The organism is Alistipes provencensis (assembly GCF_900083545.1).
Lineage (GTDB): Bacteria > Bacteroidota > Bacteroidia > Bacteroidales > Rikenellaceae > Alistipes > Alistipes provencensis.
The window spans coordinates 372,524-395,322 of sequence record NZ_LT559262.1 but is presented as its reverse complement, the minus strand read 5'-3'; the positions used below and the strand labels follow the sequence as shown (position 1 = coordinate 395,322).

The window sequence follows — 22,799 nt, the reverse complement described above, 5'->3', positions numbered from 1 at the left end:
GATGAAAAACAAAGTATATGCAATATTGGCCGGTTGTGCGCTGATCTGCTCGTCCTGCAACGACTGGCTGACGCAGGAGGACTCCACGGCGCTCTCCGGGGATCAGGTCTACTCCTCGGTCGAGAGCATCAGCAGTGTGGCTGCGAACTTCTATGCGCGGTTGACGATCAACCAAGATTTCAACGGCGGCCTGATGGACATCGCCCGCTGGGACGAGTGTTCACAAGGCAGCAGTTATTGGGAACAGGCCGGGAATGTCGACCACAACTACCGGGTGGGCGACTATGCGGGTAAATACACGCTGATCCGCGAGATCAACATCCACATCGGCGAACTGAAGGAGCATGCGACGGGCATCTCCGACGAGCAGCGCAACTATTTCCTCGCCGAAGCCCGTTTCCTGCGTGCCATGGTCTATTTCGACCTTGTGACCATCTTGGGCGGCGTACCCATCATCGAGGAGTCTTTCGACTACACGGAGAACCCCATCGAGTTGGCGCGTCCACGCAACAAGGAAACCGAGGTTTACGACTACATCGCCTCGGAAATGGATGCCATCGTCGGCGATTTGGCGGCAGCCGCCGCAGGTCTGAAGACCCGTGCCACGCAGGGATCGGCTCTGGCGCTGAAATGCCGTGCCATGCTCTATGCCGGAAGCATCGCCTACCGTTCCCAGAAGAATGCCGACAAGGGTCTGGTGCTGTCGAGCGGGGCGGTCGGTATCCCGGCCGAGCTTGCCAACGACTATTTCCAGAAGTGCATCGATGCCTATCTGGGCCTCCGGGATCTGGGCTATTCGCTCTATAAGGCGGATGCCGATCTGGCTGCCAACTATGCCGGTCTTTTCCTCAAGAGTTCGGGCAATCCCGAGGTAATCTTCAGCCGCGATTACGACGGGACGACCTTCAAGAACTACTTCACCCAGAAGACCATCTGCGCCGCCCTGCACGCCGGTCTGAAGACGGGCTGCGAGCTGAACCCCACGCTGAATCAGGTGGACGCCTACGAGCGTCTTTCGACCCGGAGCGTCGAGCCGTTCAACCCCTATGACGGTGCCGTGGAGGTGGAGACGATGCTGGACGGAACTTCGCGGCTGAAGTATCGCATTTACGACAGCGCGTCGCAGATTTTCGAGGACCGCGATCCGCGTCTGGCCGGTTCGATCCTCACGCCGGGCTCCGTGTTCCGCAACACGGCGATCGACCTGCAGGCGGGTCTGGCCATCCGCAACTCGGACGGAAGCTACACGTTCAAGACCATCGACGGCATGGAGAACTACCAGACCGACGGCAACTACTACAACAACGTGAAAATCACGGGGCTCGAGGGCCCGCACCGCGTCAGCGGCTACATTTCGCACACGGGATTCCTGATGCGCAAGTGCGTGGACACCAAGTCGGGTTCCGAGGCTGAGGGCGGCAGTACCGTTCCCAAGATCATCTTCCGTTACGGCGAGGTGCTGCTGAATGCCGCTGAGGCCGCTTACTGCCTCTCGGAGAACGGTGTAGCGACCTATAAGGAGTATAACATGAGATCGCTGGCTCTGGAACTGATCAACGCGGTCCGCGAGCGCGCCGGAGGTTTGTCCTTCACGCTGCGGGACAACGAACTGACGATGGACCGTATCATGAACGAGCGCCGCGTTGAACTGGCCTATGAGGACCACCGCTACTACGACCTGAAACGCTGGCGCATCGCCGACGAGGTCTGGGCTTACGACGAGACCAACGAGAGCTCGATCATGAAGGGGCTGTGGCCTTACAGAATCTACGCTCCGGGGACCTCGGACGACGGCAAGTGGATCTTCCGCAAAGTGAAGCTCGAACATCGCGGATCGACCTCCTATTACGGCCAGCCGCTGAATTTCAGCCGTTCGATGTACTATTCCTACTATCCGAAGTCGGAGGGCAATCCCTATATCGAACAGAATCCTAACCAATAATCGGTATTGACAATGAAAAAGATATTAATCATCGGTTTGGCGTTGGCCGCCTTCGGTTTTACTTCCTGCGAGTATGACAACTACGAGGCTCCTTCGCTCGTCATCAGCGGAAACATGGTTTACGAAGGCGAGAACCTGCCGTTCGACGGCAATCCCGCCCGCACCGTGCTCCGCGTCGTGCAGTCGGGTTTCGGCAAGGTTGATGCCGGAACGGCCATCCAGGTCGCAGCCGACGGCTCTTTCACCCAGTTGTTGTTCGGCGGCAAGTATTCGCTGACGCCTTACAACAACCCCTATCCTTTCGTCTTCCCGGATTACCCCTACATGGGGGAGAGCGAGGGTTATCCCACGACCGATATAGATCTGCAGACCAATCTCAGAATGGATATCGAGGTTATTCCCTACTATGTACTCAGCGAGTTCAAGGCGTGGTACGAGGACGGGCAGATCAAGATGAGCTGCCAGATCGCTACGGTCAACGACGAGGGCGGACTGGTGACCGACGCCAACCGGCCGGCCCTTGCCAAGGTCCGCGGTTATGTGAGCACCTCGCGGATTGTGAACAGCGCCACGACCTGCACGAAGACTTGGAGCGGCTGGCTGCCCAACTATCAGGGCGAGTCGACGATGGATATTCCGGTGAAGGATTACCAGACCGGCTATACGAACAATTACCGCAGCTATGCCTACTGCCGCATGGCCATCGAGTTGGGCAACATCCCCGATTACTACCTGTTTACGCCGGTGGTCAAGGTGGAGGGGCTTCCGGTAAAGGAGTGGAACAACTAAAAGGACTGAAATCATGATGACACAACGGGAAGTCATAAAGACGGTGCTGGACGGTAAGAAACCGCCCTATGTGCCTTGGTCGTTCAAATTTACGGTGGAGCCGCTGGAGCAGCTCCGGAAATACTACGGCGTGGAGGACCTCGATCCGGTGCTGGGCAACCATATCCTGCAGTTGGGCAGCGATATCGGGTTTTTCGAACACCTCGGGGGCGATCTCTATCAGGATGTTTTCAAGGTGGTCTGGGACCGCAGTATCGACAAGGACATCGGCGACGTGAAGGGCGTCGTGTTGCCCGAGCCCACGCTGGAGGGGTATACCTTCCCCGACCCGCTCGATCCCCGGTTCTTCGCCAACATCGAGCCGGAGATCGCGGCCAAGCCCGGGATGTTCCGCTGTTTCCAGATCGGGTTCTCGCTCTACGAGCGGGCTTGGACCCTGCGAGGCATTGAGAACCTGCTGATGGACTTCATCATCAATCCCGATTTCGTGAACGAGTTGTTGGACGCCATCTGCGACTATAATCTCGCGCAGGTGGAAAAGGCCCTCGAATACGACATCGACGCCGTCTATTTCGGCGACGACTGGGGGCAGCAGAAGGGACTCATCATGGGGTACGACCTCTGGAAAGAGTTCATCTATCCCCGCTTGCAGCGGATGTACGGTCGGGTTCGCGCCGCCGGGAAATATGTGATGATCCATAGCTGCGGCGACGTGGACGAGCTGTTCGACGATTTGGTCGACGCCGGGCTGAACTGCTTCAACCCGTTCCAGCCGGAGGTGATGGACGTCTACGACATCCTGCCCCGTTACCGCGGGCGACTGGCTTTCCACGGCGGGCTCTCCATGCAGAAGGTTCTCCCGTTCGGAACGCGCGAAGAGGTCGTCGCCGAGTCGGAACGCCTGCTGGAACTGGGCCGCGAGGGCGGTTACATTTTCTCGCCCTCGCACTCGGTCGAGGGGGATACCCCTTTCGAGAACATCCTCGCATTTATCGAGGTGGCACAAAAACAACTTAAATAAAAAAATCAGTATTATGGCAGAATACACGGATTTGAAAGATATGATCGTCGCCGGCAAGCTCAACGAAGCCACGGCGCTGGTCAACGACGCGATCGCCTCGGGGGCTGACGCGCAGGACATCATTAACAACGGTCTGATTAAAGGCATGGAGGAGATAGGCCTGCGCTTCGAGAACGGCTCGGCGTTCGTTCCCAACCTCCTGCTGGCCGCACGCGCCATGAAGGGGTGCCTCGAGATCCTGAAACCCCTGCTCAAGGCGGGAACGGGTGCGACACTCGGGACGCTGGTGATCGGCACGGTCAAGGGCGATTTGCACGACATCGGCAAGAACCTCGTGGCTTCGATGCTGGAGGGATGCGGATTCGAGGTCATCAACCTCGGTGTGGATATCTCTGACCGGCAGTTCGTCGAGGCGGTGAAGAAGTACAACCCACAGATCGTCTGCCTGTCGGCGCTGCTGACCACGACGATGAACTACATGAAGAATGTCATCGACACGCTGGCTGCCGAAGGGCTGCGCCAGCAGGTGAAGGTGATTATCGGCGGGGCTCCCGTCAACGAGGAGTTCGCCCTCCAGATCGGCGCCGACGGTTACAGTGCCAATGCCAACGGCGCCGTCGTGCTGGCGAAACGGGTGTTGCAGGCATGTTAGAGCGGGGTGAGGCGGCGCTGGATTCGCTGGATGTCTCCGACGACGAAATCTACCGGACAATGGGCTATCGGGGGAGTCTCCCCGATGCCGCCGTCCGGGAGGTCGTCCGCGAGGTCCGGGCCGAGATCGCCGCGCTGTGCGTTCCCCGGTATATGTTTCAGGTGCTGGAGGCCGAGCTGCTGCCGCGGCGGCACGTCCGCGCCGGAGGCGTGGAGTTCGCACCCGGGGGCATCATCGGCTCCTACCTGCCCGGCATGTCGCACGTCTGCCTGTTCGTGGCGACGGCGGGACGCGAGTACGACGCCTATCTGCACCGGCTGAAGGCCGAAGGCGATATCCTCAAGGAGTTCGTCGCCGATTCCGTCGGGAGCGTCGTTGCCGAAGCCTGCGTGACCCTCGTCGGACGGCGGCTGGATGCGGAGTGCGACCTGCGCCGCAGCCTGCCTTACAGCCCGGGCTACTGCGGATGGAACATCTGCGAGCAGCAGAAACTCTTCTCGCTCTTTCCGGACGAACCGTGCGGCATCGTGCTCTCGGATTCGTTCCTGATGTCGCCCGTGAAATCCGTCAGCGGGTTCTTCGGCCTCGGCCGGGAGCTGCGTCCGCAGCCTTACCACTGTGAAATATGCACGAACCAACATTGTTACAAACGAAAAGAGACAAACCTATGACAGATATGAAAGCGTGGAGCCGTGAGGTGATGGCCGACCCCCGGCGGGTGGCCGTTCCCATCATGACGCATCCCGGAATCGAATTGTGCGGTTACACCGTGCGGCAGGCCGTGACCGACGGGCGGATACACGCCGAGGCCATCTGCAAACTGAACGAGGCGTTCCCCGCGGCGGCTTGTACCGTCATCATGGACCTGACGGTCGAAGCCGAGGCCTTCGGCGCGGAGGTGGTCTTTGCCGAGAACGAGGTTCCCAACATCGTGGGGCGACTGGTTTCCGACCGGGCTTCGGTCGAGGCGCTTCAAATCCCCTCGCTGGAGGCCGGGCGGGTGCCCGAGTACCTGAAAGCCAACCGGCTGGCTGCCGGACGCATCACCGACAAGCCGATCTTCGGCGGGTGTATCGGTCCCTTCTCGCTGGCGGGCCGGCTGTTCGACATGTCGGAGATGATGATGGCGCTCTACACGGAGCCCGATACGATCCGGCTGCTGCTGGACAAGTGCAGCGAGTTTATTATGGAATACCTCCGGGCGATGAAGGCGACGGGGGTGAATGGTGTCATCATCGCCGAGCCGGCCGCCGGGCTGGTTTCGAACGAGGATTGTTCGGCCTTCTCGTCGGCCTACATCAAAAAGATCGTCGAGGAATTGCAGGACGACCGGTTCATGGTGGTGCTGCACAACTGCGGGAATACCGGGCATTGCACGGCCGCGATGGCCGAGACGAATGCCGCCGGGCTCCATTTCGGCAACAAGATCGACATGGTCGCTGCGCTGAAGGAGTGTCCCGCGGAGGCGCTGGTCATGGGAAACCTCGATCCGGTCGGAGTCTTCAAGATGGCTTCGGCGGAGAAGGTCCGCGAGGAGACGCTGGCGCTGCTGCGCAATACGGCCGAATGGCCGAATTATGTGCTCTCCACGGGCTGCGACGTTCCGCCCGAGGTGCCGATGGAGAATATTCGGGCTTTCTACGAGGCGCTGAACGAGTATAACCGACAATAATCCCGGCCGATGAAACATACCCTGTTATCGCTTTTCCTGTCGCTGACGGTCTTTGTCGCGGCGGCGCAGGATGCGTCGAAGACGGTGGTCCCCGATGCCGTCGTACCCGAGGCGCGGGCGTTCCCGCTCTCCGACCTGAGGCTGTTGGAGGGGAGTCCGTTCAAACACGCCATGGACAAGGACGGCGCGTGGCTGCTCTCACTGGAGCCGGACCGCCTGCTGAACCGCTTTCACAAGAACGCCGGACTGCTGCCGAAAGGCGCCATCTACGGCGGCTGGGAGACGATGGACATCTCCGGGCATACGCTGGGGCACTATCTTTCGGCCTGTTCGCGGATGTATGCGGCCAGCGGCGACGAGCGGTTCCGTGAGCGCGTCGCTTATACCGTCGGCGAGTTGGCCGTGTGCCAGCAGGCGCGGGGAACAGGGTATGTCGGTGCGATGCCGAACGAGGACCGCATCTGGAAAGAGGTCTCCGCAGGGGACATTCGCACTGAGGGTTTCGACCTGAACGGGAGCTGGGTTCCTTGGTACACGCTGCATAAGCTGTGGGCCGGGCTTATCGACGCTTACCGCTATGCGGGTAACGAGCAGGCGAAAACCGTGGCTGTCGGCCTGACGGACTGGGCCGTCGCCAGTTTCAGCCACCTCTCCGACGAGCAGTTTCAGGTGATGCTCCGGAGCGAGTTCGGCGGGATGAACGAGTCGCTGGCCGAGATGTATGCCCTGACGGGCAACGGGGCTTATCTGGCTCTGGCCCGCAAATTCCACCACCGGGCTGTGCTCGACCCGATGAAGCAGGGGCGCGATGAACTGAACGGAAAGCACGCGAACACGCAGATTCCCAAGATCGTCGGCGAGGCCCGTATCTACGAGTTGACGGGCGATGCCGAAGAGCGGCGCATCGCCGGGTTCTTCTGGGACAGGGTGGTCAACCACCACAGTTATGCCAACGGCGGCAACAGCAACCATGAGCTTTTCGGGTTTCCCGACCGGCTGAACGACCGTCTGGGGGCCTTCACTACCGAGACCTGCAACACCTACAACATGCTGAAGCTCACCCGGCACTTGTTCGGCTGGGAGGCCAAGGCCGCCTACATGGACTATTACGAGCGGGCGCTCTACAACCACATTCTGGCGTCGCAGAATCCCGACGACGGCATGGTCTGCTACTGCCTGCCGCTGGGATCGGGGACCGAGAAGATTTTCAGCACTCCGTTCGACGCTTTCTGGTGCTGCGTGGGGACCGGGCTGGAGAATCATGTGAAATATGCCGAGAGTGTCTTTTTCGAGTCGGTGAAGGATAAGGGCCTTTTTGTGAACCTCTTCATCCCGACCCTCCTCGACTGGAAAGAGCGGGGGATGGAGGTGCGGATGGAGACCCGTTTCCCGGCCGAGCCGAAAATTACGATCTCCTTCAAAGGAAAGGCGCAGCGCTTCCCGCTGCATATCCGCTGGCCCGAATGGGCGGCGCAGGGGATGAAGGTCAGGCTGAACGGCCGGGAAAAGGCCGTCGACGGAGTTCCCGGTTCCTATGTCACGCTGAATGAAAAGTGGTCCGACCGCACGACCCTCACCGTCGAATTCCCGATGAGCGTCCATACTGTCGCCATGCCCGACAATCCCCGCCGCGCAGCCTTCTTTTACGGTCCCGTATTGTTGGCGGCGCCACTGGGTGAGGGGGAGGTGCAGGTCTATGACATTCCCTGCTTCGTGTCGGAGAACGGTTCCGCGACGGATGCCGTGCAGCCCGTTCCCGGAGAACCGCTGCATTTCACGGCCCGTACGACTGTCGATCCGCAGCTTCCGCTGGTGCCGTTCTACGGGCTCCACGGCCGCAAGCACGCCGTCTATTTCGACCTCTTCACCCCGCAGGAATGGGTGGTTCGCGAGCAGGAATACCGCACGATCATCGCGGCTCAGCAGGCGCTGGAAGCCCGGACCACCGACCTTTTTCGCATCGGCGAGATGCAGCCCGAACGGGATCACAACCTGAAATCGGAGCGCTCCGATGCCGGCAATGCCAACGGCCGTGCGTTCCGCCACGCCTTCGACGGCTGGTTCTCTTTCGAGGTGAAAGTCGATCCCCGGCAGCCGATGCAGATGATCTGCGAGTTCTGGGGCGCCGACCGCGACAAGCGGAATTTCGACATCCTGATCGACGGCACGCTGCTGAGGACCGTATCCCTCACGGGCGAACACGGACCCCGCTTTTTCGAGGCCGTTTACGACCTCCCGAGTGTCCTGACCCAAGGTCGGGAGCGGATCACGGTCTGCTTCCGTTCGCACCCCGGCAACTATGCCGGCGGCCTGTTCGGCGTCCGGATGGTGCGCAAAGAGTAACCGCTTTTTCTGAAACAACTACACGTCATGAACCTCAAAACCGAAAGAAACCGCTACCTTTTCCCGATGATCGTGATGTCCATCCTGTTCTTCATGGTGGGATTCATCACGACGATGAATAATTCGCTCATCGACTTCCTCGCTTCGAGTAAGTGGATGCTCTCCTTTTCGGAGAAACAACTGGTGAACACTGCCTTTTTCGGGGCCTATCTGTTTTCCGTGCCGCTGTCCTGCCTGCTGAACCGGCTGGGCTACAAGGCTTCCGCCGTGCTGTCGCTGGTCGTCGTGGGCGCGGGCTTCGTGCTCGTCTATCCCGCTGTCATGCTGGGTTACCCGGCGTTTCTGGCCTCGATGTTCGTCGTGGCGCTGGGCGTCGCCCTGCTGCAGATCGTGCTGAACCCCTATGTGCTGGCGTTGGGCGATCCCGCCGGGGCGGCCAGCCGGCTCAATCTGGTGGGCTTCTTCAACTCCGCGGCCACGGTGGTGGCTCCGCTGTTCGTCGCCGTGCTGATCTCCGCAGAGGCGGTTGGCGGGGATGCTCCGGCCGAGCTTCGGGCCGACCCGACCAATGTGCAGATTCCGTTTCTGGTCATCGCGGCGATTGCGTTGGCGCTTAGCTTTGTGCTTTATTTCCTTCGCCTGCCGGAGATCCGGGAGCAGGCGGGCGACGGACCGGTTACGGGAAGTCCCTACAAATGTCCCCACCTGCTCTACGGCGCCGTGGCGATCTTCGTCTACATGGGCGTTGAGGTCGGCATCCCGAGTTTCCTGCCCGACAGAATGCGGGCCTTGGGCATCGACTCGATCTCCTTTCTGGGAACCGAGTGGCGCGGGGCGGGCGTGCTGGCGATCTATTGGGGCGGATTGATGGTCGGACGCCTGTTCGGCGCCGTGATCCTGCGCCGGGTGAAGGTCCGTACGGCGATGGTCTTTTGTTCGTTGATGGCCATGACGCTGCTGGGTGTGTCGCTCTCGATCGGCGGGGCGCTGTCGATCGTGCTGATGCTGCTTTGCGGATTCTTCAACTCGATCATGTGGGGAAGCATCTTCAACCTTGCATCGGAGGATTTGGGCGAACATACCAAACGGGCTTCGGGCATCATCTGCACCTTCGCCATCGGCGGCGCAGTGCTGCCTCCGCTGATGGGCGCCCTGCAGCAGAGCTTCGGTGAACGGGCCCTGACCGTCGGAACCTCGGCCGCACTGTGCTGCCTGCTGTTGTTCTACCTCTACATCATTCTTTTCGCGGTCCGGCTTTCGGCGATCCGGAGACGGTAACCGCTGGCAGAAGAACGCAAAAATGCGGCAGATTCGGGCTATTCGGCCCCTGTCGGTACTGATTTGGCAAAACGTATTATCGGTTGGGCAAATAGTGTTATTTTTTGACCGAATAATGGCGGGCATAAAACGGTAAACCTTTTAATTTTACAACCGGAATGAAGAAACTACTGATATTGCTCTTATCGCTTTGCGGCATCGCCGCCTCGGCGCAGCCGGAGATAACCTCCCGGCCGCAGGGCGCTTCGGACTTCGCGTTGTTCGCCGACGGCCGTGCCTGCGGTGTGTTCGTCGATGCGGCCGATCACGAGGCTGTGAAGACCGTTGCGGAGCTCTTCGCCGGGGACATCGGACGGGTGACGGGCACGGCCGCCGCCGTCTCCGTGTCGGAACCCGCGGGGCGGAACGTCGTCGTGATCGGTACGCTGGGGCGCAACCGCTTCATCGACGAACTCGTGCGGCAGGGACGGCTGGACGTTTCGGCCATCCGCGGCGGCTGGGAGCAATATGTATTGAAGGTCGTGGACAATCCCGTGCGGGGAGTCCGCCGGGCGCTCGTCATCGCCGGATGCGACCGCCGGGGTGCGGCCTACGGCGCTTTCGCGCTCTCCGAGGCCATGGGTGTCTCGCCGCTCTACTGGTGGGCGGACGTACCTGTGGAGCGGCGCACGGCCCTTTGGCTGACCACCCGTGAATATGTTTCGAAAGCCCCTTCGGTGAAATACCGGGGCATCTTTATCAACGACGAGGGGTGGGGAATCACCCCTTGGGCGGCGAAGACCTCCGATCCGGAGTTGGGTGATATCGGTCCCAAGACCTATGCCCGGGTTTGCGAACTGATCCTGCGGATGAAGGGCAACATGCTGGCCCCGGCCATGCATCCGGGCTCGGGGGCGTTCAACAAATACCCGGAGAACAAGGAGGTGGCCGACCGTTACGGGATCGTCATGACCTCCTCGCACTGCGAGCCTCTGCTGTTCAACAACGTGACCGAATGGGACCGGGAGACGATGGGCGAGTGGAACTACATCACCAACAAGGAGGGGATCAACCGCGTGCTGGACAAGCGCATCTCCGAAAACGGCCGTTACGAGAATTTCTACACGCTGGCCATGCGCGGCATCCACGATGCGGGGCTGGTCGGGGTCACCAAAGAGCGCGAAGTGAGCCTGATGGAAGAGGTCCTCAGCGACCAGCGGGCCATCCTGAGCAAACATATCGACCGTAACATCGACTCCATTCCCCAACTCTTCGTCCCCTACAAGGAGGTGATGGACATTTACGAGCGGGGACTGCGGGTTCCCGACCACGTCACGCTGGTCTGGCCCGACGATAATTTCGGCTACCTGAAACGCCTGAGCAACAAAGAAGAGCAGTTGCGTCACGGCGGTTCGGGCGTCTATTACCACATCTCCTACTGCGGGGAGCCGCACGACTACCTGTGGCTCAACACCACGCCGCCGACGCTGATCTATGAGGAGATGCGCAAGGCCTACGACACGGGTGCCGGCCGCTATTGGCTGCTTAACGTCGGCGATATCAAGCCCGGGGAGCTGGGCATGAAGTTCTTCCTCGACATGGCGTGGGATATCGACCGCTTCGATTTCGACAGCGCCCATGCTTTCCCGGCGGAGTATCTCGCTTCGGTCTTCGGAGCCCGTTATCGCGCCGAGCTGGCCGACATCATGGACAACTATTATCTGCTGGGTTTTCAGCATAAGCCCGAAGCGATGGGGTGGGGCTACGAGTGGAACAACCACCACGACCGCGAACGGGTCGTCGACACCGATTTTTCTTTTGTCAACTACAACGAGGCGGAGCGCCGCATGGCGGCCTACGACCGCATCGCTGCGAAGAGCGAACGGTTGTTGAATGCATTGCCGGAGGCTTTCCGGGCGGCCTATTTCGAATTGGTCCACTATCCGGTGAAAGGATCGGCGCTGATGAACGGGAAGATGCTGACGGCGCAGCAGAACCGCTGGTACGCCCGACAGGGACGTGCCGCTACCAACCTGCTGGCCCAAAGGGCGCAGGCTTACCACGACAGTCTCGCCTGCTATACCGAGAAATACAACTCCCTGCTGGACGGGAAATGGAACCACATGATGTCCGTTTCTCCGGGCTGGACTGCGACCTATCAGGAGATGCCGCCCGTGGAGCGGCTGGAGGTCCCGGCCGGGGCCGACATGCAGATCTTCGTGCCGGGCGACGACTGCACCTACGGGGTGTCGTCGGTGAAGGTGCTGCCCTGCGTGAATCCCTATACGAAGCGCGGGAATTTCATCGAACTTTACAACCGCGGCGGCGGGGAGTTCGAGTGGACGGCGATGCCGTCGGACGAGTGGATACGGTTGGACCGCACCGCCGGACGGACAGCCCTGCAGGAGCGGATCGCCGTTGCTATAGACTGGACGAAGGTGCCTGTCGGGGACCTCGTGGGTGAGGTCGAGATCGTGTCGGGCAACCGGCGGGAGACGGTCTTCGTGCCGGTATTCAATCCCGCATCGCCTGCTGTGGAGGAACTGCGCGGACTCTATGTCGAGGAGAACGGCTGCGTGTCGATCAACGCCGGACGCTTCCACCGCAAAAGGGAGAACGACGATATCCGTATCCGCACGGTAAAGGGGCTGGGCTATGAGAACGACTGCGTGCAGTTGGGTGAGGCCGTTGCGCCGACGCAGAACATGTGGTTCACCGACCGCGCTCCCGCAGCGGAATACGATTTCTACACGTTCAACGCCGGACGGGTGACGGTCTATGCCTATGCCCTGCCGCTGTTCCCCGTCGATTCGAAGCGCGACACCCGCTACGGGGTGATGATCGACGACGGCATGGTGCAGTGGATGACCACCGACGCCAAAGAGTATTCCAGCCAGTGGCGGCTGAACGTCTTCCGGAACAGCGCCGTCAGTGCGTTCAGTTTCAATATCGACAAACCGGGCCGGCATACGCTCCGGCTGATCTGCGCCGATCCGGGTGTGATTGTCCAGAAGGTGGTGATCGATTTCGGCGGCATGAAGCGCTCCTACTTGGGACCTGATGTGACTTATGTGAAATGATTATGGAAATAAAGAAACTTTTGATCGCGGCGCTGTTTGCCGCCGGAACGGCATTTCAGGCAAATGCCTCGGATATTCCCCGCGGGGAGTATCCCCGCCCTCAGTTCGAACGGACGGCGTGGATGAACTTGAACGGAGTGTGGGACTATACGTTCGACTTCTCGGCGTCGGGGCTGGAACGGGGACTGGAGAAGGCGACCTCTTTCGAGGGCAAGATCACGGTTCCGTTCTGTCCCGAGAGTTCCCTTTCGGGCGTCGGGTACACCGATTTCATCAACTGCATCTGGTACCACCGCGAGGTGGCGGTTCCCGAGGCATGGAGCGGAAAAGACATCCTGCTGAACTTCGGGGCTGTCTATTACAATGCGGAGGTTTATGTCGACGGGGTTTTCGCCGCCCGCCATTTCGGGGGCAGTTCGTCGTTCAGCGTCGACCTGACGCGGCTGGTTACGCCCGGCAGAAGTCACCATCTGGTCGTTAGGGCCACGAGCGACGTACGTTCGACGACGCAGGGCGCCGGGAAGCAGAACCTTCAATATGCTTCCTACGGTTGCAACTACACCCGCACCACGGGTATCTGGCAGACGGTGTGGATGGAGGCCGTGGACCCCGCCGGACTGCTCTTTGCACAGGTCGTGACGGACATCGACCAAGGACAGATGGTCATCACGCCCCGGTTCCGGTCGGAGAGCGGCAATTCGTTGCAGATTGCGGTGAAGGACGGCGGTAAGATAGTGGCGTCCGCGGCGGTGAAGGCTTCGAACAGCTCGGTCGCCGTGCTTCCGATCAAGCGGCCGAAGCTCTGGTCGCCGGAGTCGCCGTTCCTTTATGACATCACCTACCGGCTCGTGAACGCGAAAGGGGAGGTGTTGGACGAGGTGAACTCCTATGCGGGCATGCGCAAGGTCCACATCGAGGGCAACAAAATCTGCCTGAACAACAAGCCCTACTATCAGCGGCTGGTGCTCGATCAGGGATTTTACCCCGACGGTATCTGGACGGCCCCGTCCGACGAGGCGCTGAAGCGTGATATCGAACTCTCGATGGCCGCCGGGTTCAACGGCGCACGCCTCCACCAGAAGGCTTTCGAGGAGCGTTTCTACTACTGGGCCGACCGTCTGGGTTACATCACTTGGGGCGAGGCTCCCAGTTGGGGCATGGACGCCAACGGCATCGAGGCGGCCCGCAACTTCCTGACCGAATGGTCGGAGCTGGTCCTCCGCGACCGGAACCACCCCTCGCTGCTGATCTGGACGCCGATGAACGAGGAGTGGTGGCCCGACCGGGTGCAGTATCCCCGTTTCACGGCGGACCTCTACGACCTGACCAAGGCGCTGGACCCGACCCGTCCGGTGAACGATGCCAGCGGCGGCACCCACATCAAAACCGACATCTGGACCGTGCATAACTACGAGCAGGACCCGGCCAAGTTGAAGGATATCGTCTATAAGGACGGTGAGTTCTTCCGCACGCCGCTGCACCCCGCCGGGGTCGCTCCGGCCAACATCGGCTTCAACGGTCTGCGCCAGAACGACCGCTATGAGTTTCCGGCATACGACGGGAAGATGCCCTACTTCATCGACGAGGTCGGCGGCATCAAGTGGGCGAAGGATCAGGGTGCGGAGTCGCAGACCGAGTCGTGGGGTTACGGTACGCCGCCGAAGAGCGAAGCGGAGTTCCTGCAGCGACTCGAGGGGCAGATCAACGGCCTGCTGGAGCTGAAAGATCAGGTCTGGGGCTATTGCTATACCCAGCTCACCGATGTCGAGCAGGAGCAGAACGGCGTCTACTATTACGACCGCACGCCGAAATTCGATACGAAACTGATTCATGCCATCTTCAGCCGCAATCCCGAGGATTTGGAGGGGACTTATGCCAATCCGCTGTGCGATTACGGTCCTGATCCTTGGGCCTTGCAGCACGGAGGCTGGTATTATTACATGCACACGATGGTCGACCGGCTGGTGCTGTGGAAGACCCGCGACGTGACCGACATCCGCAATGCCGGGCAAAAGACGATCTGGATACCGACCGATCCCTCGAACAAGTACAACCTCTGGGCACCGGAGATACACAACATCGGCGGCAAATGGTATGTCTACTATGCGGCTGACGATGGTAATTCGGACAACCACCAGATGTATGTGCTGGAGAATCCCAATGCGGATCCGTTCGACGGGGAGTTCGTGATGAAGGGGCGCATCAGCACCGACAAGGATAATAACTGGGCTATCGACGGCTCGGTCTTCGAGCACAAAGGCGTTCTTTATATGGTGTGGTCCGGCTGGCAGACGCGCCGTGTCGACACCGAGACGCAGTGCATCTACATCGCCCGGATGAAGAACCCTTGGACGCTGGATTCCGAGCGGGTGCTGATCTCCAAGCCGGAGTTGGACTGGGAACGCCATTACCGCAACGAGTCGGGCTGGAATCCGGCTCACAAAGTCTTCGTCAATGAGGGCCCCCAACCGGTGAAGAGCCCCCGCGGCAAGTATATCCACATCCTCTACTCGGCCAGCGGTGTCTGGACGCCCCATTACGCGCTGGGCATGTTGACGGCCGCGACTGACGCCGACCTGCTGGACCCGGCCTCTTGGAAGAAATCCCCACAGCCGGTCTTCCGTCAGTCACCCGAAAACGGGGTCTACGGCACGGGACACAACAGCATCTTCAAGTCGCCCGACGGCAAGGAGGATTACATCCTCTACCATGCACGGGACACGCAGGTGGACCCTCCGGGGATGGGAGATACCCGGAAACCCCGGGCACAGAAGATCGAATGGGGAGCCGACGACTACCCGGTGCTGGGAACTCCGGCCCCGAAGTATCACCGGCTAAAAAAACCGTCGGGAACGCCGGCAAAACAGATTGCTAACGCTAAATCGGAATGAAAACAATGAATAAACTCGGTTTTTGGGCAGGCTGCCTGACGGCGCTGCTCGCGGTGGGCTGCACGACGGCCGATGCGAAGAAGAACACGGTCGTCCGGCCGCAGGACAAGACCTTCACCAATCCCGTGATCTACTCCGACGTGCCGGACGTGGACGTGATCCGCGTCGGGAGCGACTACTACATGGTCAGCACGACGGCCCACATGTCTCCGGGCGCACCCATCATGCACTCGAAGGATATGGTCAACTGGAAGATTGTCAGCTATGTGTTCGACACGCTGGACGAAAGTCCCAAGAACGACCTCGAAGGCGGGAATATCTACAGCCGCGGTCAGTGGGCTGCCTGCCTGCGCTACCACGACGGACTGTTCTACGTCTTCTTCGGTACGGGCAACAAATCCTACCTCTACACGGCGGAGGATCCCGCCGGGAAGTGGAAGCGGCAGGCTGTCATCGACGAATACCTGCACGACGCCTCGATGCTTTTCGACGACGACGGGCGCGTGTACCTCGTCTACGGCGCGCGCCATATTCGTATCGTGGAGTTCAACAAGGACCTGACGGGTATCGACCCTGCCGGGCTGAACGTGGAGGTGATCCCTGCCGATCCCCCGGGGTTGCTGGAGGGTGCTCATTTCTACAAGTTCGACGGGAAATACTACCTGACGCTGATCTGGTGGCCCGACGGGGGTATCCGCACCCAGCTCTGCTTCCGCTCGGACAAGGTTGGGGGACCTTACGAGCGCAAGACGATCCTCTCCGACGACATGGGTTATGCCAACCACGGCGTGGCTCAGGGGTGTTTCATCGACACCGAGGACGGTCGCTGGTTCTCCATGCTGTTTCAGGACCACGGGGCTGTAGGCCGGGTTCCCGTGCTGACGCAGTGCCGCTGGCAGAACGGCTGGCCGATGCTGGGCGATGCCAACGGCAAGGTCGCCGTGACGATGGAGAAACCGGTGCAGGGGTATGACGAGCCGACGCAACTGGTTGTGAGCGACGATTTCGACAAGGGGCCGGCGCTGGGGCTGACGTGGCAGTGGAACCACAATCCGGACAATGCGCTCTGGTCGCTGACCGAGCGTCCGGGTTACCTCCGGCTGAAGACCGGAAAGGTCGTCGGCAATATCTTCGAGGCCCGCAATACGCTGACCCAGCGCACCGAAGGACCCAAATGCAGCGGCGTCGTGTCGCTCGACGTCTCGCAGATGAAGGAGGGCGACTGGACGGGACTGGCGGCTTTCTGTTCGGACCCGGGAGCCATTGCCGTCGTCTGTGAAAAAGACCGTAAGTATCTGGTGATGACCGATCGCAACGTCGAGAAGGCCCGGGCGGAGCTGAACGGCGACAAGTTCTTCCTGCGTATGGACTGCGACTTTACGACCGACGACGCCCGTTTCTGGTACAGCCTCGACGACAAGAACTGGAAGCAGTTGGGCGACAAGTTCCACATGATCTTCAGCATGACGCACTTCACGGGTAACAAGTTTGCGCTGTTTTATTATGCGACCAAGACAGCCGGCGGGTGTGTCGACGTGGATTTCTTCCGATATAACGAATAAACCGATATACTACTATGAACCGGATGATTATTTTGCTGTGTGCAGCCCTGACGGCCGCATGCGCAGGTGGACAGCAGGACGGGCTGACGCTCTCCGGGCTGAAACAAAGCGATTTCCAGAGCGAGGTGGACGGGAAGAAGACCGACCTGTTCATCTTGAAGAACGATAACGGCATGGAGGTGTGCGTCACCAACCTCGGCGGGCGCATCGTGTCGGTGATGGTTCCCGACCGTGACGGCATCATGCGCGACGTCGTGCTGGGATTCGACAGGATCGCCGATTATGAGACGATTCCGAGTGATTTCGGGGCCACGATCGGCCGCTATGCCAACCGCATCGGTCAGGGTCGGATTACGCTCGACGGCACCGAATACCAGTTGCCGCAGAACAACTACGGCCACTGCCTGCACGGAGGTCCCCGGGGATTCCAGTACCGGGTTTTCGACGCCGTACAGAAAAGTGACCGCGAGGTGGAGCTGACCTACACGGCGAAGGACGGCGAGGAGGGTTTTCCGGGGAATTTCGACTGCCGGGTGACTATGACGCTGACCGACGATAATGCCATCGACATCCGCTATGCCGCCGAAACGGACAAGACCACGGTCGTGAACATGACCAACCACTCCTATTTCAACCTCGACGGAGATCCCTCGAAGGATAACTCGGAATGGTTGCTGACGGTGAACGCCGACAGTTATACGCCGGTCGATTCGACCTTCATGACCACCGGGGAGATTGCTCTGGTGGCGGACACCCCGATGGATTTCCGGGCTCCGACGCCCATCGGCGAGCGCATCGGTCAGGATTTCGAGCAACTGAAAAACGGCAACGGCATCGACCACAACTGGGTGCTGAACACCCGTGGGAACATTGCCGAGCCGTGCGCTTCATTGGAATCGCCCGCCACGGGCATCCGGCTGGATGTCTACACGACCGAGCCCGGCATTCAGGTCTACTGCGGCAATTTCCTCGACGGGACTGTCAAGGGAAAGAACGGGGTCGCTTACGGGTTTCGTGCGGCCGTCTGCCTCGAGACCCAGAAATACCCCGATACGCCCAACAAGCCCGAATGGCCCTCGGCCGTACTGCGCCCCGGCGAAAAGTACGAGAGCCGCTGTATCTATAAATTCTCGGTCGACGAGTAATTTCGGTTGCCGATGAAACGACTCCTCTTTTTGCTGGCGCTGGCCGCCTCGTTCGCGGTGCAGGCGCAGCACACGATGACGGTCGACATGGCCGGACCGACCGTCCGGATCGAGCCGACGATGTACGGCATCTTTTTCGAGGACATCAACTTCGGTGCCGACGGCGGGCTTTACGCCGAACTGGTGAAGAACCGTTCGTTCGAGTTCCCGCAGGCGCTGGTGGGTTGGATCCCGTTCGGTGATGTGACGGTGCGGGATGCCGATCCCTGTTTCGACCGCAATCCGCACTACGTCCGCATCGTCAACGACGGACGCCGTTCGCGGGCGGGGCTCGACAACGAGGGTTTCCGCGGCATCGGGCTCGAAAAAGGCAGGAAATATCGCTTCTCGGCCTATGTCCGGACCCCGGAGGCGACCCCGATGAAACTCTCGGTAGAGCTGGTGAACGGTAATGCCGAGAACCTGCTGCGGCAGGAGGTCGAGGTGGCAGGTTCCGCATGGCAGAAAGTTACGGCCGTTTTGGAATCGCCTTTCACTGATGCCCGTTCGCGGCTGCGCGTTGTGCTGGCGACTCCCGGTGCGGTCGAAATGGACCATATTTCGCTCTTCCCCGTCGATACATGGAAAGGCCGCGAAAACGGACTGCGCAGGGATCTCGCGCAGGCGCTCTTCGACCTCAATCCCGGGGTGTTCCGTTTCCCGGGAGGCTGTATCATCGAAGGCAGCGATCTGGCGACGCGTTACGACTGGAAAAAGAGCGTCGGACCGGTGGAGAACCGTCCGCTCAACGAGAACCGCTGGAACTACACCTTTGCGCACAAGGCCGCACCGGACTATTTCCAAAGTTACGGAATGGGTTTCTATGAGCTCTTTCTGCTGAGCGAGGACATCGGTGCCGAGCCGCTTCCGGTGGTCAACTGCGGCCTTGCGTGCCAGTTCGAGAGCCGCGAGGTCGTGCCGTTGGAAGAGCTGGACGCCTATGTGCAGGATGCGCTCGACCTGATCGAGTTCGCCAACGGCGATCCCTCGACTGCATGGGGCCGGGTGCGCGCCGAGATGGGGCATCCCGAGCCGTTCGGACTGAAAATGATCGCCGTCGGCAACGAGCAGTGGGGTGAGGTCTATCCCGAGCGGCTGGAGCGGTTCGTCAAGGCCATCCGTACGAAATATCCCGCCATCCGGATCGTCGGATCGGCAGGTCCCGGACCCGCCGGAGAGCAGTTCGACTACCTCTGGCCGGAGATGAAGCGTCTCGGTGTGGATTTGGTCGATGAGCATTACTATATGCCGCCTGAGTGGTTCTTCGCCAATGCCGCCCGCTATGACGGTTACGACCGGCAGGGTCCGAAGGTGTTCGCCGGGGAGTATGCCTCCCACGACCATGCGTCGGGCAAGGCCAACAACTACCTTTCGGCGCTCTCTGAGGCAGCCTTTATGACGGGGTTGGAACGCAATGCCGATGTGGTCCCTCTGGCGACTTATGCGCCGCTGCTGGCCCATGTCGATGCATGGCAGTGGAATCCCGACCTGATCTGGTTCGACAACCTGCGCATGATGCGCACACCCAACTATTATGTGCAGCAGCTTTACGGCATGAATCCCGGGAACGATGTGCTGCCGCTCCGCATGGACGGAAAGCCGGTTGCCGGACAGGAACAGCTTTATGCCACGGCAGCTCTGGATGCCGCGACGGGTGAGGTGATCCTGAAGATCGTCAATGCCTCTGCTGTGCCGCAGTCAGTGCGGATCGGGTTCGAGGGGCTAAAGAAACGGCGGATCGTGTCGGGCACTTGCACCTATCTGCAGAGCGACGATCTGCAGGCTGTGAATACGCTGGACCGCGAACCGATCGCGCCGCGCATCCGCCCCGTGGCGGTCGGTGACCGCGAGGTCTCGCTTACGCTCGATCCTAACTTTTTCGGAGTCTATCGGTTGCAGGTCCGCTGATTGGGGCCTGTTGAGAGCGGGAGGGGAGCCATATACAATATGTCCCTCCCGCTTTTTCGACCGGTGTGCGCTGGATTAATTGTGTGGAATAAAATCGAAATATTTCTTCAGATGCTCCCTTAATATTTCGTTGCAGACATATATACGAATGTTTCGTTGATGCCGCGTGCGAGGTTTCGGCTTCTATTTGCCGATGCAAAAACCGTATGTTTTTCATCGTCCGCAAAGGATGTTTTAATCGGGTGATTTGGGGCCGAATGCCCCTCAGTTTTAGGTTGAAATCACAATGCCTTTGTTCCCAGTTCGTTGCACCTGCCCTCGCCGGGTCTTTCAGATGCTTGTTCTGATAATCAGTGTTTTATAATTTCAAAAGAGACCTGTTTCCTCTTAGGACAAAGGTATAAATAAATCTTTGACGGCAAAATTTTCAGGCGGAAAAATTAATTAAATTTGCCTATGTTTACGTTTTCTCCGTATTGCCAAACTATATAAAAAGAAAGAAGACAGATGCCTTTTATCATCTGCCCTCTGGCGTTTACGCTCATAGACCTTTTTCGATTTGTGTACCCGGCTAAACTGATCGGGTGGCTGTGATTTTCAATCTCAGCCTTGCGGCTTGCCCTGCGATTGGCCTTGATGTAATCACGCACGGAACTTTTTATTGCATTCATAATATAATCGGTTTACGGATGCAAAGAGAAATGATTTAAGTCTCGGAATACCTTTAATTATGGGGAATAAAGTTCATGTATTTCTTGAAATGATCCCTTAATTTTTTATTATAGACATATATGAACGTTCCATTAATACCTCGTGCGAGATTCGTTTTATATATGTTTTTAATGAGAATGAACAATTCGTCGTCTGTAATGCCTTCTTTGCCCTTTGTGTCTTTATAGTTTTCAGGGTGGATTATAATTTTCCCCGTTTTATCGCTGAGGTCAATGTCTGGACCCAGAATTACGCCTGCATAATTGAGGTCGTATCCTTGTATTGTATGGATACAACCTATTTGGTTGACTGAATCGAAGGCATTGATCCAATCTGTATCCTGCATATTCCAAACATATTTGTATGTATGCTCTTGGCCTGGAATCTCAATGTCGTATAAGCCTTTTTTTATCAGTTCTTTGGCCGTTTTTTTCGCCCTTTTTCCTTTTGGTTTCTTTTTAGTTTTCCAATCCCATGCATATCCAGCTATATTACGGCACAGTCCATACTTTTTATCCAGTCGGATAATTGCTTTGACCATGTCGTTTACATCTTCATACAAACGGAGTGAGTACCCTTTGAAAGAAAGCGTTTGGGGATCGGCATCATTAAAGATATCTTCGAGATACTGGATATAGTCATTACCTCCTTTGCATCTCAGTTGAGATGTTAATTGATATTGGCGTGTGGATTGATCTTGTAATAAATGATTGAAACGCTCTTTGGATACATCAGTCGGTTTGATTGATTGACCAGCATCATAGAAGAACAACTGATATTTACTTTTTTTTACAATCCAGTCCAGTTCCGTTCCATGCTGACTTAACCCTAATCTCTTGTTGTTATCATCAAACTGTTTATATGTATATCCTCCGGGAAGGGCATACCGTCTTCTCAATCGATGAGCTTCATCGACTATTAGTAAATCATAATCTGTATCCGATTTTGCTACATCATGCGGACTCAGTATTTTAGGCGCTGAATCCCTGCTGTCGTCAGTTGCCTTCGGAGTTATCGTCCTGAAAACTTTTTTAAGTGTTGACCGGAAATTTTGGGTCGGAACCACATAACCGATCTTCAGTTTGCGAGGCAGTTGATCCGCAAGATAATTCAGGTCTCCTTCGGACGGTTCCGATTCTTCGGATTGCAGTCGTATTATCTGATCCGATTTTGCATCGGCTAATAATTTCAGTAAAAAGATGCCTAAAACGGATTTTCCTGTCCCGGAACCTCCGTTGACCACGGTGCTCTGGGACGTCAGACCGATCGTCATATCCGTTTTCAAGTCCCGGAGAATCTGCCTGATGATTTCATATTGCTCAGTCGTCGGTGTCTTATAGGGCGAGTATTTGAAACGGTCGGAATTTTGTATCTCTTTGGTATCGTTTTGGGCCAGTCCCTGCTCTTTAAGTAACTGCCAGATATGCTTGAATTCTTTCCGGTATTGTTCGCATCTATAATAATTATGAGCAAGGTATCCATGGTTCGCATTCAACATCATATATTTACCTTCCGCCCAAATGTGTTCGATGAGAAATCTTTCTATGTCTAATATTGCGGATTTATTGAAAGATTTGTTGTGGATGATATATATGTTGTTCAGTGATTTTTTCTGTGCTGATTTTAAATGATCATTGATTCTTATTGCGATATTTACAGATTCTCCGACATAGGCCGATTCATTATCATGAATGATATAAACAACTGGCCATTTGATTCCAAATGGCAGTTTTTTTATTTCCATTGGACACGTGAAATTGAATGGAACGGGTCTGATCTCTGTTGGA

General features: G+C 58.1%; 14 protein-coding genes and 2 pseudogenes. 14 read left to right on the top strand and 2 right to left on the bottom strand.

Annotation, left to right across the window (positions count from 1 at the left end; all coding sequences use genetic code 11):
* Position 1: 1 nt before the first annotated feature.
* From BN5935_RS01690 to BN5935_RS01630, 14 genes and pseudogenes are all read left to right on the top strand, one after another.
* Positions 2–1,942 carry a RagB/SusD family nutrient uptake outer membrane protein gene (locus tag BN5935_RS01690; protein WP_064974562.1) on the top strand — a complete coding sequence of 647 codons (1,941 nt, stop codon included), beginning with the start codon at positions 2–4 and terminating at the stop codon, positions 1,940–1,942.
* Positions 1,943–1,954: 12 nt separating this feature from the next.
* The gene (locus BN5935_RS01685) at positions 1,955–2,731 is read left to right on the top strand and encodes a DUF3823 domain-containing protein (RefSeq protein WP_064974561.1); all 777 of its coding nucleotides are present in this window, start codon (positions 1,955–1,957) and stop codon (positions 2,729–2,731) included.
* 13 nt (positions 2,732–2,744) lie between these two features.
* Positions 2,745–3,752, top strand: a complete 1,008-nt coding sequence (locus BN5935_RS01680) for a uroporphyrinogen decarboxylase family protein (protein ID WP_204244876.1) — start codon at positions 2,745–2,747, stop codon at positions 3,750–3,752.
* A 13-nt stretch (positions 3,753–3,765) separates the two neighbouring features.
* A complete protein-coding gene (locus BN5935_RS01675) occupies positions 3,766–4,404 on the top strand; it encodes a corrinoid protein (RefSeq protein ID WP_064974560.1) in 639 nt (212 codons plus the stop codon).
* Positions 4,398–5,075 carry a vitamin B12 dependent-methionine synthase activation domain-containing protein gene (locus BN5935_RS01670; protein ID WP_064974559.1) on the top strand — a complete coding sequence of 226 codons (678 nt, stop codon included), beginning with the start codon at positions 4,398–4,400 and terminating at the stop codon, positions 5,073–5,075. The genes BN5935_RS01675 and BN5935_RS01670 overlap by 7 nt, the downstream gene beginning before the upstream one ends.
* Positions 5,072–6,076, top strand: a complete 1,005-nt coding sequence (locus BN5935_RS01665) for a uroporphyrinogen decarboxylase family protein (RefSeq protein WP_064974558.1) — start codon at positions 5,072–5,074, stop codon at positions 6,074–6,076. The genes BN5935_RS01670 and BN5935_RS01665 overlap by 4 nt, the downstream gene beginning before the upstream one ends.
* Positions 6,077–6,085: 9 nt before the next feature.
* Positions 6,086–8,419, top strand: a complete 2,334-nt coding sequence (locus BN5935_RS01660) for a glycoside hydrolase family 127 protein (RefSeq protein WP_064974557.1) — start codon at positions 6,086–6,088, stop codon at positions 8,417–8,419.
* Positions 8,420–8,446: 27 nt separating this feature from the next.
* Positions 8,447–9,697: an MFS transporter gene (locus BN5935_RS01655; RefSeq protein ID WP_064974556.1), complete on the top strand. Its 1,251-nt coding sequence runs from the start codon at positions 8,447–8,449 to the stop codon at positions 9,695–9,697.
* A gap of 158 nt (positions 9,698–9,855) precedes the next feature.
* Positions 9,856–12,756, top strand: a complete 2,901-nt coding sequence (locus BN5935_RS01650) for a glycosyl hydrolase 115 family protein (protein ID WP_064974555.1) — start codon at positions 9,856–9,858, stop codon at positions 12,754–12,756.
* 2 nt (positions 12,757–12,758) lie between these two features.
* Positions 12,759–14,612, top strand: a pseudogene (locus tag BN5935_RS15625) (glycoside hydrolase family 2 protein); the annotation flags it as partial.
* Between the two features lie 3 nt (positions 14,613–14,615).
* A complete protein-coding gene (locus BN5935_RS15620; protein ID WP_262481029.1) occupies positions 14,616–15,647 on the top strand; it encodes a glycoside hydrolase family 43 protein in 1,032 nt (343 codons plus the stop codon).
* Positions 15,648–15,652: 5 nt separating this feature from the next.
* Positions 15,653–17,209: a glycoside hydrolase family 43 protein gene (locus tag BN5935_RS01640; protein ID WP_064974553.1), complete on the top strand. Its 1,557-nt coding sequence runs from the start codon at positions 15,653–15,655 to the stop codon at positions 17,207–17,209.
* Between the two features lie 14 nt (positions 17,210–17,223).
* On the top strand, positions 17,224–18,354 hold the full coding sequence (locus BN5935_RS01635; protein WP_064974552.1) for an aldose epimerase family protein: 1,131 nt from the start codon (positions 17,224–17,226) through the stop codon (positions 18,352–18,354).
* Positions 18,355–18,366: 12 nt separating this feature from the next.
* Positions 18,367–20,301 carry an alpha-L-arabinofuranosidase C-terminal domain-containing protein gene (locus tag BN5935_RS01630; RefSeq protein WP_064974551.1) on the top strand — a complete coding sequence of 645 codons (1,935 nt, stop codon included), beginning with the start codon at positions 18,367–18,369 and terminating at the stop codon, positions 20,299–20,301.
* A gap of 444 nt (positions 20,302–20,745) precedes the next feature.
* On the opposite strand, the pseudogene BN5935_RS14750 reads toward BN5935_RS01630, so the two are convergent.
* Together BN5935_RS14750 and BN5935_RS01625 are read right to left on the bottom strand one after the other, a co-directional pair.
* Positions 20,746–20,972 (bottom strand): annotated as a pseudogene (locus BN5935_RS14750) (hypothetical protein).
* 53 nt (positions 20,973–21,025) lie between these two features.
* Positions 21,026–22,756 carry a DUF2075 domain-containing protein gene (locus tag BN5935_RS01625; RefSeq protein WP_162272049.1) on the bottom strand — a complete coding sequence of 577 codons (1,731 nt, stop codon included), beginning with the start codon at positions 22,754–22,756 and terminating at the stop codon, positions 21,026–21,028.
* Between the last annotated feature and the right edge of the window lie 43 nt (positions 22,757–22,799).

Excerpts from the sequence above, each read along its gene's own strand:
- BN5935_RS01690 (WP_064974562.1), top strand. The coding sequence starts at position 2 with ATGAAAAACAAAGTATATGCAATATTGGCCGGTTGTGCGCTGATCTGC.
- BN5935_RS01685 (WP_064974561.1), top strand. The coding sequence starts at position 1,955 with ATGAAAAAGATATTAATCATCGGTTTGGCGTTGGCCGCCTTCGGTTTT.
- BN5935_RS01680 (WP_204244876.1), top strand. The coding sequence starts at position 2,745 with ATGATGACACAACGGGAAGTCATAAAGACGGTGCTGGACGGTAAGAAA.
- BN5935_RS01675 (WP_064974560.1), top strand. The coding sequence starts at position 3,766 with ATGGCAGAATACACGGATTTGAAAGATATGATCGTCGCCGGCAAGCTC.
- BN5935_RS01670 (WP_064974559.1), top strand. The coding sequence starts at position 4,398 with ATGTTAGAGCGGGGTGAGGCGGCGCTGGATTCGCTGGATGTCTCCGAC.
- BN5935_RS01665 (WP_064974558.1), top strand. The coding sequence starts at position 5,072 with ATGACAGATATGAAAGCGTGGAGCCGTGAGGTGATGGCCGACCCCCGG.
- BN5935_RS01660 (WP_064974557.1), top strand. The coding sequence starts at position 6,086 with ATGAAACATACCCTGTTATCGCTTTTCCTGTCGCTGACGGTCTTTGTC.
- BN5935_RS01655 (WP_064974556.1), top strand. The coding sequence starts at position 8,447 with ATGAACCTCAAAACCGAAAGAAACCGCTACCTTTTCCCGATGATCGTG.
- BN5935_RS01650 (WP_064974555.1), top strand. The coding sequence starts at position 9,856 with ATGAAGAAACTACTGATATTGCTCTTATCGCTTTGCGGCATCGCCGCC.
- BN5935_RS01640 (WP_064974553.1), top strand. The coding sequence starts at position 15,653 with ATGAATAAACTCGGTTTTTGGGCAGGCTGCCTGACGGCGCTGCTCGCG.
- BN5935_RS01635 (WP_064974552.1), top strand. The coding sequence starts at position 17,224 with ATGAACCGGATGATTATTTTGCTGTGTGCAGCCCTGACGGCCGCATGC.
- BN5935_RS01630 (WP_064974551.1), top strand. The coding sequence starts at position 18,367 with ATGAAACGACTCCTCTTTTTGCTGGCGCTGGCCGCCTCGTTCGCGGTG.
- BN5935_RS01625 (WP_162272049.1), bottom strand. The coding sequence starts at position 22,756 with ATGGAAATAAAAAAACTGCCATTTGGAATCAAATGGCCAGTTGTTTAT.